The sequence below is a fragment of the Shewanella algidipiscicola genome, assembly GCF_900380485.1.
GTDB classification, from domain to species: domain Bacteria; phylum Pseudomonadota; class Gammaproteobacteria; order Enterobacterales; family Shewanellaceae; genus Shewanella; species Shewanella algidipiscicola.
Window position 1 is genome coordinate 1,003,754 of record NZ_OXJV01000001.1, and the last position, 13,770, is coordinate 1,017,523.

Consider the following 13,770-nt stretch of genomic DNA (forward strand, 5'->3'; position numbering starts at 1 on the left):
CTTACTTACCGTGAATTCGGCGTAAATAAGCGCCTTGCCATAAGTTAATGATCAGAAGCAAAGACAGTGAGGTTAAAAGAACCACAGAAGCAATTGCGCTTGCCGCTGGGAAATCAAACTCCTGCAAGCGAACAAATATCATTAATGAGGTTATTTCACTCACATAAGGCATGTTCCCGGCAATAAAAATAACCGCGCCAAATTCGCCTAAGCTCCGGGTAAATGACAGGGCAACTCCAACCAATAACGCCGGACGTAATGAAGGCATAATGACTCGCCAGAATACCGCCCAGTCAGATGCGCCTAACGTCATCCCAGCTTCCTCTTCCTCTTGAGAGATTTCTTCTAATACAGGTTGAACGGTGCGAACCACGAAGGGAATGCTAGTAAATGCCATGGCAACGATAATGCCTAATGGCGTGTAAGCCACTTTAATACCGATACTTTCTAATAGGTTTCCAAGCCAACCAGTGCTCGAATAAAGCGTTGCTAGCGTAATACCCGCAACCGCAGTGGGGAGCGCAAATGGCAAATCCACCAAGGCGTCTAAAATCCGCTTACCGGGAAATTGGTACCGAACCAAAATCCAAGCAAGTAATAATCCGAAAACACCATTAAACAAAGAGGCCGCAAATGCCGAGCCAACGGTGACTTTATAACTTGCGACAAGGCGAGGGTCAGAAATGACGTACCAATACTCGCTAAGTGACATTCCCTTGGTTTGCATCACAAGCCCCGTTGCCGGCAGTAGGAGGATCAAGCTGATGAACAACAGAGAACCCCCCAAACTGATGGCAAAACCTGGAAGTACACGTTGATGTTTTGGGCGAGAAACTGCGTGAGATCCGCTCATAAACCCTCAAATAACTAATCAAAAGTGGGTTGTCACCCCCAAATAAAAGCGAAGGAGTAACAACATCTTAGACAAAGCAGATTAACGACGTTGCAATTGGTCTAGCTTAGCGCCATTGGCAAATTGCGTTTTCATCGCGTTATCCCAGCCGCCAACAATGTCTTCAACGGTGAGTAGCTCTACTTGCGGGAAGCGATCTGCAAACTCAGCTTTTACTTTCTCATCATGGATGCGGTAATTAAAGCCTGCCAACATACGTTGAGCTTCGGCGCTGTATAGGTAAGAAAGGTACTCTGTTGCCACTTCTGTCGTACCGTTGCGTTTTGCGTTACGCTCAACAACAGCGACAGGAAACTCAGCTAGAATAGACGTTTTCGGCACAACCACTTCGTAGTTATCTTCGCCATACTGTTTACGAATATTGTTCACTTCAGACTCAAACGTGATTAAAACATCACCAATCTTACGTTCAACAAATGACGTCGTCGCACCACGGCCGCCGGTATCAAACACGGCTACATTAGCCAGCATCTGCTTTAGGAACTCATCTTGTTTGGCTTCATTATCCTTACCGAACGTTTTCTGTGCGTAACCGAGGGCCGCTAAATATGTGTAGCGAGCATTACCTGATGTTTTCGGGTTAGGGAATACTGAAGCCACGCCTTCACGCGCTAAATCCCCCCAGTCCTGAATATTGTTAGGGTTACCTTTACGAACCAAAAATGCAGTGGTTGAGTAATAAGGCGAGCTCGCATTGGGTAATTTGCTTTGCCAGTCGGCTGGGATCAGTTTGCCTTTATCGTGCAATACCTGTACGTCGGTAATTTGATTAAACGTGACTACGTCTGCAGACAACCCTTGTAGAATTGAACGAGCTTGAGCAGAAGAGCCACCGTGAGATTGTTTAATCTCAATTTTATTACCTGTCTTTTCTTGCCAATGCTTCGCAAAAATCGGGTTATAGGTTGCGAACAGTTCACGAGCAATATCGTAAGAAGAGTTCAGAATAGTTTGCTCTGTAGCTGCTGATGCATTAAATGAACCTGCAATTAACAAGGCTGCAAACGCTGACTTCAATCGTTTCATTATATTCATACTCCTAATTCACTTGCCTAGATGACATGCTTTGTCACAAGAGTATGTGTATCATTTGATTATATCAAACGATACAACTAGAACAGTTTGGAATAAAAACAAACAATACATTATATACTTATTGTGAATTAACCTTGTGTTACTGTCGCTGCGAAACACATAATAATGACTGAATATATACCAGTGCAGAGGGTTACAAGTGTCTGAATTTCCAACTATTGAATCTTATGTAGGCCAAACGCCTTTAGTCAGACTGCAACGGCTTACTGCTGGTAGCCAAAGTACAGTACTGGTTAAGCTTGAGGGCAATAACCCTGCTGGTTCAGTTAAAGATCGCCCTGCACTTAATATGATTATTCAGGCTGAAATTAGAGGCACGATTAAACCAAGTGATACGCTTATTGAAGCCACCAGTGGCAACACGGGGATCGCATTGGCAATGGCGGCAGCGATCAAAGGCTATAAGATGATTTTGATCATGCCGGATAACGCCACCCAAGAACGTAAAGATTCAATGCAAGCCTACGGCGCAGAGCTCATTCTCGTCACTAAAGAGCAAGGAATGGAAGGTGCGCGAGACTTAGCATTGCAAATGCAACGCGAGGGTAAAGGCATTGTACTGGACCAATTTAATAACTCAGATAATCCTGATGCACATTTTCACTCTACCGGCCCTGAAATCTGGCAACAAAGTCTAGGCAAGATCACCCATTTTGTATCAAGCATGGGAACAACGGGGACCATAGTTGGTGTATCTCGTTATCTTAAAACTCAAAACCCAGACATTTGTATTGTTGGGCTACAACCATCAGAAGGTAGCGCCATTCCGGGCATTCGCCGCTGGCCTAAAGAATACTTGCCGGGTATTTATGATGATTCAACTATTGATGAAGTCATGGATATTGACCAAAAATCGGCAGAAAATACCGCCCGTGCATTGGCTCAAAAAGAAGGGATTAGTGCAGGGGTGAGCTCAGGAGGGGCTGTTTTTGCCGCTATTGAGATTGCGAAAAATAATCCAGGTGCAGTTGTCGTTGCCATTGTTTGTGATAGAGGCGATCGCTATTTGTCGTCAGGGCTATTTTCTTAAGAAGCACATCCCATAGTGAGGCAAATTGATGGTGCTGGGTCTTGTATTTTGGCACAGGGAAATACAAGACCTGACACTGAATATCTTACGTGAACCATTTGCAGAACCAAGCTGCACCTAGCCTATCAATATTTGTTATACCTTTTCAATGTAGCCAAACACAGCCTTTCACCATTCTATTAGATACGGCAAACAACCAAGCAGAATTCGTATCGTTCACTTTATATCGTTAATTGCTACCTCACATCAAACAGCACAATTGATGACGACTCACCCATGCGTTTATGATCAATATCTGCAATCGACTCTGGCGGTTTTAGCAAACCTTATGACTAAAAACTAACAGAGTATCCGAGCAGCTTGAGGGCTACAAATCATTGCTTTTAATGAGGGTTAACGTTAAAACAACCGACAAAAAGGCCAGCGATAATCGCTGGCCTTAAGTGAAGTTAATCTAAGTGATGAGACTACTTCTTACTGTCTTTAATATGCGTCATCATACGCTTACGGCGACGCTCTTGGCTAACAGTGAGTTTCTTACTGTTCATACCTTCAAACGGGTTACCGCCCTCTTGGAAGCGCACCTGAATTGGCGTGCCCATCACTTTAAGCGAACGACGGAAGTAGTTCATCATAAAGCGTTTGTATGAGTCAGGTAACTTCTTCACCTGGTTACCGTGAATAACCACAATAGGTGGGTTGTAACCACCAGCATGCGCATATTTAAGCTTAACGCGACGACCGTTAACCAGTGGTGGCTGGTGATCGTCTTGCGCCATCTGCATGATACGAGTCAACATTGAGGTACTGACGCGGCGCGTTGCACTCTCATAAGCTTCTTGTACCGATTCAAATAGATGACCAACACCTGTGCCATGCAGCGCCGAGATAAAGTGAATACGAGCAAAATCGATAAAGCCAAGGCGACGGTCAAGTTCGCTTTTAACCCTATCTTTTACTTCTTGGTCGATACCATCCCACTTGTTTACCGCGATAACCAGCGCTCGGCCTGCGTTTAACGCAAAACCCAATAGCCCTAAGTCTTGCTCGGCAATACCTTCGCGGGCGTCCACAATCAGTAATACCACGTTGGCATCTTCAACCGCTTTCAAGGTTTTAATAACTGAGAACTTTTCGACGGTTTCATGCACCTTACTGCGACGACGCACACCTGCGGTGTCGATGATCACATATTCTTGACCGTCGCGCTCTAACGGAATATAGATACTGTCACGCGTGGTGCCTGGCTCATCATAAACCACAACGCGCTCTTCACCCAAAATACGGTTGGTTAGCGTTGACTTACCGACGTTAGGTTTACCGATAATCGCTAGCTTAATGGGTAAATCCTGCAGGCGTTTTTGCTCGGCCTCCGCTTCTTCTTCGGTGTATTCACGCTCATCTTCAGGCGCTTCTTCATCCGTGTCGCGGGTTAGCCCCATCGCTTCTGCATAGGGAGCGAGTGCGTACTCAATCATGTTGGTGACACCGCGTCCCTGTGAGGCAGCCATTTGGTACACTTCGCCTAAGCCAAGCGCCCAAAACTCAGCACAGGCTGAGTCTGCATCGATACCATCGACTTTATTGGCCACCACAAAAGTGGTTTTTTGGCGGCGACGTAAATGCTCTGCAATCACCTGATCAGCAGCGGTTAAACCGGCGCGTGCATCGGTTAGAAACAGGACCACATCGGCTTCTTCAATCGCCGCTAATGACTGCTCAGCCATGCGGGTTTCAATACCCTCTTCGGTGCCGTCGATACCACCAGTGTCGACCACGATAAACTCGTAACCTGACAAATGAGCACGGCCGTACTTACGATCCCGAGTCAGTCCAGGGTAGTCAGCTACCAAGGCATCTCTGGTGCGCGTAAGACGATTGAACAGAGTCGACTTACCTACGTTTGGTCGGCCAACAAGGGCCACAACTGGAATCATTTTCTTGCCTCTAATCTACACATTTTTAAACATCTAAAATAAAAAGCCCCCAGAACTAACGTCCAGGGGCTTCATAAACTGTAAAGCTCGCCTTATGGAAGCGTTATTCTAGCAACCTTGCCATTACGCGTCTGTAGATAGATTTTATCATCTATTACTAGCGGCTGGCTAAACAAACCTGAACTATCCACTTCAACACGACCGACTATTTTACCACTGGTACGATCGATAAAGTGTAAGTAACCTTCATAATCACCCACGACGATATAATCTTGGTATACCGCTGGCGAAGTCAAATCACGATTGGTCAGCTCACTGTTGCTCCAGTTTTCTAACCCATTGCGTTTATCGACCGCATAAATACGGCTATGATCATCGACCAAATAAAGATTTAACCCTGCGGTGTCCAGCTCATTAAAGCTGGAGTATTTACGACTCCATACGATACGACCACTGCGTAGCTCCATCGAGACTAAATTACCGTTAAAACTGACGGCATACAGGTTTTCACCACTGATCAGTGGTTTCATGTCAACGTCTGCCATACGGGTAAATTCATTGCCCCCTTTTGGGGTATAAATGGCTTGCTCCCATGCAGCTTGACCATTGTTTTTAATGACAACGGCAATCTTACCATCGGCGGTTCCCACAAAGAAACCACCGGCCTCATAGATGGCCGAGCCAGTGCCGCGCAGGGTTAATGTGGGCAGTTTGCTTTTGTACACCCACAGCAGTTCACCGTCATCGACATTATATGCCTCGAGGGTGCCTGAACTGGTGTTAACCACCACCACATCTTCACCAACGGTGGGGGCTGATAATAACTCACCACCTGCAACCACATCCCAAACAATCTCACCAGTTTCGGCGTCAAGGGCAGCAAAGAAACCGCTTTCACCGCCAACAAAAACTTTGTTTCTGGCTGCAGTAACGCCAGCCGCTAAACGGGCACCATCATTTTTCGCTAATGGGCGATCTCGAAATGAGGCGCTGATATCGACGCTCCATACTGTTTCACCAGTGGCTTCATCAAAGGCTGAAATTTGCCCATAACGATCAACCGCATACAACTTACCGTAACGAACCGCTGGACGCAGATCAGAATAGTAATCGCCCACGCCACTACCGATATTGGTACTCCAGCTTACTTCTGGGAATACGCTAGCCTCGATCTCTGGCAGTGGACTAACGGGTTCCTCTTCGACATCATTTGAAGAGCAAGCGGTCAGCATGCTAATGCTCAGACCGCAAGCGAGTAACGTTTTGCACCAAGACTTCATGGGCAGCATCCTTATGCCTTGTTCAGGTTATCAAGCTTCATCTGAAGCGCTGGGCTAGTGGTCGTGCCGCCATTATCTATGGCAGACTGGTAGGCACTCTTTGCCTTATCGGCTTCACCCTGACGCACTAAAAAGTCACCTTTTAGCTCGTCGCGTTGTACCGCGAACGCGGGCGCTGACACTTGCTCTAGTGTCGCGATAGCCGTGGCAAATTGACCTTGTTCGGCCTGCACACGGGCAAGACGCAGAGTCGCAACCGTCACTAAGCCTTCGTCAGCTTGAGTCGCAACGACTTGTTTTAGCGACTGCTCGGCTTTATCTAAATCGCCGGCTTCAACTGCCGCCTTAGCGACAATAAGTTCTAGCAAGGCTTGGTAGCCTGTTTGTCCTGCATGCTCTTTAGCAAAACTTTCTGCGGCGGCTAACATGCTGGTGTCTGAGGTAACCGAGGCGCTGACGGTTTGAAACACTTCAGAGGCGGCTTGCGACTGTGCCACTTGATAATCTGAATAGTAGTTCCAACCATAGAGGCCACCGAGACCGACAACAGCACCGATAACGATAGAGTTACCGTAATCTTTCCAAAACTGTTTGATAGCATCGACTTGTTGTTCTTCTGTGCTATAAATTTCCACGTTCAACTTCCCCTTAAATGAGTTCTGCAATGTAAGTTGCTAACGCATCACGTGCAACTAATTGTTGTTCTTTATCTTCACGCAGATATTTGACGGCCACTTGTTCATTCGCCAGTTCATTCTCGCCAATCAAGATAGCCACTGTCGCTCCGCTTTTATCGGCGCGCTTCATCTGTTTTTTAAAGTTACCGCCACCACAATGGCTCATCACTTTAAGCCCCGGGATATCGCGTAGTTGTTGCGCAATCTTAATGGCTTCAACGCGGCAATTATCCCCCATCGCCGTGACATACACATCCACTGGACCACGTACATCGTCAGTTAACTCAAGGGTTTCTAGCATCAATACGATGCGCTCAAGCCCCATTGCAAACCCGACAGCAGGCGTGTCTTTGCCACCTAACTGGCCAACAAGGCCATCATAACGACCACCAGCAAGTACGGTACCTTGGGCGCCGAGACTGTCTGTAACCCACTCAAATACCGTGCGATTATAATAATCTAAACCACGGACTAAGCGAGGGTTAATCGTGTATTGGATACCAACAGCGTCAAGTAGTTCACATAAATGTGAAAAATGCGCTTTGGTCTCTTCACCTAGATAATCCATCAATTCTGGCGCATTAACCAGTAAGGCTTGTACCTCTGGGTTTTTAGTGTCCAGTACCCGTAGTGGATTGGTGTACATGCGGCGCTGGCTATCTTCGTCCAGTTGCTCTTTGTACTGCTCAAGAAAGGCAATAAGTGCATCGCGATATACCGCACGTTCAGCCGGATCGCCAAGGGTGTTAAGCTCAAGCTTTACATGCTGGCTAATGCCCAGTTTTTGCCACAGACGCGCCGACATCATTAACACTTCGGCGTCCACATCGGCAGAACCTATGCCGTAGACTTCGACACCAAACTGGTTGAATTGGCGATAACGTCCTTTTTGTGGACGTTCATGACGAAACATGGGCCCCATGTACCATAAACGTTGCTCTTGGTTATACAGCAAACCATGCTCGTTACCCGCACGCACTGTTGACGCAGTGCCTTCTGGGCGCAACGTTAAGTAATCACCATTGCGGTCGGCAAAGGTATACATCTCTTTTTCAACAATATCAGTTACTTCGCCGATAGAGCGCTTAAAAAGATCGGTACTTTCAACAATTGGCGTTCGAATTTCGCTATATCCATAGGCAGCAACGGTATCGCGTAACACTGCTTCTAGTTTTTGCCATAAAGGGCTTTGGGTTGGCAGAATGTCGTTCATTCCGCGTATCGCTTGGATCTGTTTGGCCACTGTTCAACTCGTCCGAAATTAGCTGTAAAAATAAAAAAGCGCCTCGCATTATAGGCGCATCATGCATAAACGCAAAACTGGCGACTAGCGCCAGTGAGCTATGCCACAGTGGCGGACATTACCGCGACTGTGACACCAAAAAATGGGGTTACTTACTGATATCGCTCGCCGGGATGCGGGCATTAACTGCCGCCACTTTAGCGCGTATTTTCGCCTCGAGCTGATCGACAATATGTTCATTATCGAAACGCTCTTTTTGACGAACACCATCGGTATAATAGCCACTCTTACGATGGCCACCGGTCAGACCGATATCTGAGACTAGCGCCTCACCGGGTCCATTGACCACGCATCCAATAATTGACACATCCATAGGGGTAACCACATCTTCGAGGCGTTGCTCGAGAGCGTTAACGGTAGCAATCACATCGAACTCTTGGCGAGAACACGATGGACAAGCGATAAAGTTAATCCCACGAGAGCGAATGCGCAGTGACTTTAAAATATCAAAGCCAACTTTAATCTCTTCAACTGGATCGGCGGCTAGTGAAATACGCAGGGTATCGCCTATGCCTTCTGCCAGTAACATGCCTAAACCAACGGCAGACTTTACCGAGCCGGCGCGGGCGCCACCTGCTTCGGTGATGCCAAGGTGCAGTGGTTGTTTAATCTGTTTAGCCAGTAAACGGTAAGACTCGACGGCTAAAAACACATCGGACGCCTTAACACTGACTTTAAACTGATCGAAGTTGAGGCGATCGAGAATATCCACATGCCGCATGGCTGACTCAAGCAGCGCCTCGGGTGTGGGCTCTTTGTATTTGTCCATTAGATCTTTCTCTAATGAACCGCCATTAACACCGATACGAATAGGAATATTTTTGTCTCTAGCACATTCAACCACACTGCGAATACGCTCTTCATTACCTATATTGCCAGGGTTGATACGCAGGCAGTCAACGCCGTATTCAGCCACTTTAAGGGCAATACGATAATCAAAATGAATGTCGGCAATAAGCGGAATATTGGTCTGCTGTTTAATCAACTTGAAGGCTTCGGCGGCATCCATGGTGGGCACAGAAACACGCACCAGATCGGCGCCGACTTTTTCTAAGGCTCGAATTTGAGCCACGGTAGCGTCAACATCGGTAGTGCGAGTATTGGTCATCGATTGCACAGCAATAGGTGCGCCATCACCGATAGGAACATCACCCACATAAATACGTGTCGATGGGCGTCTAATGATTGGAGACTCGTTGTACATCTTAATTTACTCTTCTACGTCAAAGATTGGCTGAGCTAGTTAATGTCAATCTCGCCACTCGACCCTTAGGGAACTTGGCCAAATCGATGTTTTTGCCATTGATACTCAAGGTCAGCGATTGCGGCGCACCTAATATAACCTTAAACGGCTCCTGCCCAAAGACATTCAACTGACTCCCAGCTTTCTTTAAACCGTTAACTAAGGTTTTGCCTTGCGCATCGGTAACCTTAATCCAGCAATCATCACTTAAGTTCATCGCCACAGCCGACGCAGTTGAAGCGCCTTGGCTGTTTGAGCTGCTTACTGGAGTTTGGATAATTGCAGCGGGGGGGGCGATAGTGGTCTCGCTAGCACGTTCAGTCATTCCTTCTGTCTCTGTTACTGCAGTTCCAGAATCATTAGCCCCAGATACCATAGATTGAGCAACACTGGAACTTGGAGCATTGAGTTCTTCAGGGGTAACCACATCTTCTGCTATTTCATCAGCTTTAATCAATTGCTGATCAGCATCAAACAGCGTACCCGTCGGGTTGGCCGATGCTTCAAGGGATATATCAGCGACCTCCTCTGCAGTTAACTGTGACAGATCAACCGCTGCCATATCTGACTTTTGTACCCACCAAAGCACGAGTAAAGCCAATAAGACGAAAATAATAAAGTAGGTGACCATCATCAGGCGGCCATCTCTGGCTTGACGGGTAGTTTTTCGTGAAAAACTCTGCATAGTTGGTGCATTGATCACCGGAAAATGATGCGCCAACGCCTCGTCAAGCTCCTGCTTGTTTAAACCAACGATACGGGCATAGTTTTTAATATAACCTTTGGCGTAGGTTACCGAAGCGATATTATCAAAATTGTCAGCTTCAATATCGATAACAATGGAGGGGCGTAAATGCAGTAAATCTGCCATTTGGGCCACACTTAACCCCTGCTTTTCTCGCGCTAGCTTGAGCAGCTCGCCAAGTTTTGGGGCCGGATGAGTGTTATTATCATCGCTATTGAGCATATCGATTTTATCATCTGTCATTAGTACATACTTTCTCGATACTGCTTAGCCTCATCGGAGCTAGGAAATTTAGCCAGTAATAAAATACCAAATTTCTTCATCGCTTCCGTATTATTGAGGCCTTGCTCTATTTTAATTCCCAACGCTAGACTTTGAGCGGACTCAGGTACAACTCTATGATAACGAGCTAATCCATCTTTGGCCGCTTGATAGTGACCGAGCTCAAAATCTATTTCACTCAGTTCTAATAATGAAGTTGCACGGCGAGGATCGTAATTAAGCGCCATGCCAAAGTAACGTTGTGCTTTTTTTAAATCACCCGACTCACGACTGCAGATCCCTAAGTTTTCATAGCTGGCTGCAGAACGGGTATATTTGGGCATTTTGACCGCTTTAAGGAACATTTGTTCAGCTTGGTCATACTTTTTCTGCTGACATAAGAAGACGCCGAAGTTATTCATCGAGTCTCCCGTAGCATCGCTAGCATTAATCGCTTGACGATAGGCTTTTTCGGTCAGTTCAATTTCACCAACAGCCTGATAATAGTAGGCGAGCGCCACGTGGACATCTTCGAGATTAGGAGCGAATTCTAATGCTTTATCAAGGTTATACTTGGCTTGCTCGCTGTTGCCCTTTTGTAGATAGGTCAACCCCAGTTGAACTCGCTGACGCGCAGCTGAGACATTATCAAAGGCGCGCTCAGTAACCGGCACATCGGTGCCGCTATAGGTTCGTTCGGTCACACAACCTGACATCATTAAGGATGTCAGGCTAATCAACAACACCATTTTTGGCTTTTTGAGCATGATTCGCAAGCCTATACTATTAGCAGATACAATAAGTTAGTTTATTGTGACTGAAATCTGACTATCTTGCATGCGTTTTTTCGCTAAACGTTTAGTTCTGTCTCGAATATCACCGGCTAACTGCCCACAAGCCGCGTCAATATCATCGCCGCGAGTCTTACGCACAATAACAGTCAAGCCATATTCCATCAACACCTTAGAGAATCTGTCGATACGTGAATTTGACGAGCGACCATAAGGCGAACCTGGATACGGATTAAAAGGGATCAAATTGATTTTACACGGGGTGTCTTTCATCAATTCGGCCAATTCATGGGCTTGCTCTGTGCTGTCATTAATGTGATCAAGCATCACATACTCAACCGTCACTCGGCCACGGTTGGCATTTGACTTGGCTAAGTAACGACGAATAGCCGCTAAGAAGTCTTCCAAAGGATACTTTTTATTAACGGGAACGAGCACATCACGCAGTTCATCGTTAGGGGCATGAATACTGACCGCCAGCGCCACATCTAAATTATCGCCAAGTATATCTAATGCGGGCACTACACCAGAGGTAGATACCGTGACCCGGCGCTTAGATAAACTAAAACCAAAATCATCAAGCATGATATCGATAGCAGGCATGACGTTTTTCAGGTTGAGCAGCGGCTCACCCATTCCCATCATCACCACGTTTGAAATCGGACGATCACCCGTCTCTTTTTGAAAACCTAAAAAATGACACACACGCCAGATTTGGCCGACAATCTCTGACACCGTCAAGTTACGGTTAAACCCTTGCTGCGCCGTTGAACAGAAGGTGCACTCTAGCGCACAACCCACTTGCGACGATACACACAAGGTGGCACGGTCTTCTTCAGGAATATAAACCGTTTCCACTTCTTGGCCGTTACCTACGTTGATGGCAAACTTGATGGTGCCGTCAGCAGATTTTTGGTAGTTAGAGATCTCAGGAGCAACAATTTCACAGCGCTCGGCAAGCTTGCCACGCAGCACCTTGTTGATATTGGTCATCTCTTCGAAGTCACTCACGCCAAAATGATAAATCCACTTCATCAATTGATCGGCACGAAACGGCTTTTCACCCATCTCGGAAAACAATGCTCTTAACCCTTTACGGTCAAGATCCAATAAATTGATCTTTTTCTCACTCATTTTGACTAACCTCAACACCAAATACCTGCCACAGGGCGGCGAATTATACAGACACCTGCAAATTTTAGCCAGCAACGAAATAGACTATGATATTATTGCCGCTGAGCTAATATTGGCTTGTTACTCGGAGTTATTTTAACCCCACTATGATAACCCTTATTGTGATTATCTTGGTCGCTATTGGAGTCTCGTTTCTCTGTAGCGTATTTGAAGCAGTACTATTATCTGTCACACCTAGCTACATTGCTAATTTGAAAGAGACTAATCCTGCAGCAGCTGAACGTTTAAGTCAGCAAAAGGCTAATGTTGAGTCACCTCTGGTGTCGATTCTAACGCTCAACACCATAGCTCATACTGTCGGTGCCGCGGTGGCGGGCGCACAAGCTGCAAAAGTCTTTGGCGATGAAATGTTAGGTATATTTTCTGGTGTACTGACGTTCTTAATTCTGTTCTTTTCAGAAATTATTCCGAAAACATTAGGCGCAAACTATTGGCGCAGCCTAGCCCCTAGCGTATCGCTGGCCTTAGTCTGGATGGAACGTATTACCAAACCTTTAATCTGGATGTCGCAGCAAGTGACCCAATTAATGGGTAAGGGTGATGACGGTGCCTACATACGCCAAGAGTTGAGTGCGATGGCCAAGATTGGGCATGAGTCAGGTGAGCTCGACGAGCAAGAGTCTAAAATTTTAACCCAGATGTTATCGGTTAAAGAGATGCCAGTTACTGCGATCATGACCCCCAGAACGGTGATGTTCAGCTTGGACGGCAATATGACTCAACAAGACTTTGCGAAAAGACACCAAAAAAGTCCGTTTACTCGCATCCCCATATTCGAGGATGATCGCGATAACATCATAGGTTACATCAACCGTAACGCGATATTGCTGTCTGAGCGTAATACGCCCGACGCCCCTATTTCGGCACTGAAGCGTAACTTGCTAATCGTCCCTGAAACAGCAAAAATATTACCGTTATTTGAATTGATGATTAAACGCAGCACCAAAATTGCCATGGTCGTCGATGAATACGGCAGTAACCAAGGTTTGGTGACCTTAGAGGACATTATTGAGTCGCTACTGGGACTTGAAATCGTTGACAGCAATGATCCGGTTACCGACATGCAGCAACTGGCGCGTAAGTTATGGAAACGTCGAATGACCCATAAAGGTATCCGCATCTCTGATGAAGGCGCCTTCGACGACGATACCAGTAACGACCATATTGGCGACGATAAACAACAAGATATTGTCATTAAATAAGCCTAACTGACATAACGCAGCCTCAACACGCTCCGTCAGATAATATAGCATTTTAAAGGGAAGCTTCGGCTTCCCTTTTTCATTTTAGTTTGGTGCGTT

Annotated in this window: 12 protein-coding genes; 2 read left to right on the forward strand and 10 right to left on the reverse strand. The window is 46.4% G+C overall.

The window, feature by feature from the left end; all coding sequences use genetic code 11:
• Position 1 precedes the first annotated feature (1 nt).
• Both cysT and cysP read right to left on the reverse strand, forming a co-directional pair.
• Positions 2–853: a sulfate/thiosulfate ABC transporter permease CysT gene (gene cysT / locus DN599_RS04520; RefSeq protein ID WP_110456430.1), complete on the reverse strand. Its 852-nt coding sequence runs from the start codon at positions 851–853 to the stop codon at positions 2–4.
• A gap of 81 nt (positions 854–934) precedes the next feature.
• Positions 935–1,939 (reverse strand): thiosulfate ABC transporter substrate-binding protein CysP, encoded by a 1,005-nt coding sequence (gene cysP, locus DN599_RS04525; RefSeq protein WP_110456431.1) that lies wholly within the window; start codon positions 1,937–1,939, stop codon positions 935–937.
• Positions 1,940–2,147: 208 nt separating this feature from the next.
• Between cysP and cysM the strand changes: the two genes are divergently transcribed.
• On the forward strand, positions 2,148–3,038 hold the full coding sequence (gene cysM, locus DN599_RS04530) for a cysteine synthase CysM (protein ID WP_110456432.1): 891 nt from the start codon (positions 2,148–2,150) through the stop codon (positions 3,036–3,038).
• 467 nt (positions 3,039–3,505) lie between these two features.
• On the opposite strand, the gene der is transcribed toward cysM, so the two are convergent.
• From der to rlmN, 8 genes are all read right to left on the reverse strand, one after another.
• Complete coding sequence (gene der / locus DN599_RS04535; RefSeq protein ID WP_110456433.1) at positions 3,506–4,975, reverse strand: ribosome biogenesis GTPase Der; 1,470 nt, start codon at positions 4,973–4,975, stop codon at positions 3,506–3,508.
• Positions 4,976–5,067: 92 nt separating this feature from the next.
• The gene (bamB, locus tag DN599_RS04540; RefSeq protein ID WP_110456790.1) at positions 5,068–6,255 is read right to left on the reverse strand and encodes an outer membrane protein assembly factor BamB; all 1,188 of its coding nucleotides are present in this window, start codon (positions 6,253–6,255) and stop codon (positions 5,068–5,070) included.
• A gap of 11 nt (positions 6,256–6,266) precedes the next feature.
• Positions 6,267–6,890 carry a tetratricopeptide repeat protein gene (locus DN599_RS04545; protein WP_110456434.1) on the reverse strand — a complete coding sequence of 208 codons (624 nt, stop codon included), beginning with the start codon at positions 6,888–6,890 and terminating at the stop codon, positions 6,267–6,269.
• A gap of 13 nt (positions 6,891–6,903) precedes the next feature.
• On the reverse strand, positions 6,904–8,175 hold the full coding sequence (hisS, locus tag DN599_RS04550) for a histidine--tRNA ligase (RefSeq protein ID WP_110456435.1): 1,272 nt from the start codon (positions 8,173–8,175) through the stop codon (positions 6,904–6,906).
• 148 nt (positions 8,176–8,323) lie between these two features.
• Positions 8,324–9,439 (reverse strand): flavodoxin-dependent (E)-4-hydroxy-3-methylbut-2-enyl-diphosphate synthase, encoded by a 1,116-nt coding sequence (ispG, locus tag DN599_RS04555; RefSeq protein WP_110456436.1) that lies wholly within the window; start codon positions 9,437–9,439, stop codon positions 8,324–8,326.
• 19 nt (positions 9,440–9,458) lie between these two features.
• Positions 9,459–10,466 (reverse strand): cytoskeleton protein RodZ, encoded by a 1,008-nt coding sequence (gene rodZ, locus DN599_RS04560; protein ID WP_110456437.1) that lies wholly within the window; start codon positions 10,464–10,466, stop codon positions 9,459–9,461.
• Positions 10,466–11,251: a type IV pilus biogenesis/stability protein PilW gene (gene pilW / locus DN599_RS04565; RefSeq protein ID WP_110456438.1), complete on the reverse strand. Its 786-nt coding sequence runs from the start codon at positions 11,249–11,251 to the stop codon at positions 10,466–10,468. The genes rodZ and pilW overlap by 1 nt, the downstream gene beginning before the upstream one ends.
• Before the next feature lie 36 nt (positions 11,252–11,287).
• A complete protein-coding gene (gene rlmN / locus DN599_RS04570) occupies positions 11,288–12,409 on the reverse strand; it encodes a dual-specificity RNA methyltransferase RlmN (RefSeq protein WP_110456439.1) in 1,122 nt (373 codons plus the stop codon).
• Positions 12,410–12,555: 146 nt separating this feature from the next.
• Here rlmN and DN599_RS04575 point away from each other — a divergent pair, with 146 nt between their 5' ends.
• The gene (locus DN599_RS04575) at positions 12,556–13,671 is read left to right on the forward strand and encodes a CNNM domain-containing protein (protein WP_110456440.1); all 1,116 of its coding nucleotides are present in this window, start codon (positions 12,556–12,558) and stop codon (positions 13,669–13,671) included.
• The last annotated feature ends 99 nt before the right edge of the window (positions 13,672–13,770 follow it).

Coding starts and splice junctions, on each gene's coding strand:
- bamB (WP_110456790.1), bottom strand. CDS start 6,255: ATGAAGTCTTGGTGCAAAACGTTACTCGCTTGCGGTCTGAGCATTAGC.
- pilW (WP_110456438.1), bottom strand. CDS start 11,251: ATGCTCAAAAAGCCAAAAATGGTGTTGTTGATTAGCCTGACATCCTTA.
- ispG (WP_110456436.1), bottom strand. CDS start 9,439: ATGTACAACGAGTCTCCAATCATTAGACGCCCATCGACACGTATTTAT.
- DN599_RS04575 (WP_110456440.1), top strand. CDS start 12,556: ATGATAACCCTTATTGTGATTATCTTGGTCGCTATTGGAGTCTCGTTT.
- cysT (WP_110456430.1), bottom strand. CDS start 853: ATGAGCGGATCTCACGCAGTTTCTCGCCCAAAACATCAACGTGTACTT.
- der (WP_110456433.1), bottom strand. CDS start 4,975: ATGATTCCAGTTGTGGCCCTTGTTGGCCGACCAAACGTAGGTAAGTCG.
- rlmN (WP_110456439.1), bottom strand. CDS start 12,409: ATGAGTGAGAAAAAGATCAATTTATTGGATCTTGACCGTAAAGGGTTA.
- rodZ (WP_110456437.1), bottom strand. CDS start 10,466: ATGACAGATGATAAAATCGATATGCTCAATAGCGATGATAATAACACT.
- cysP (WP_110456431.1), bottom strand. CDS start 1,939: ATGAAACGATTGAAGTCAGCGTTTGCAGCCTTGTTAATTGCAGGTTCA.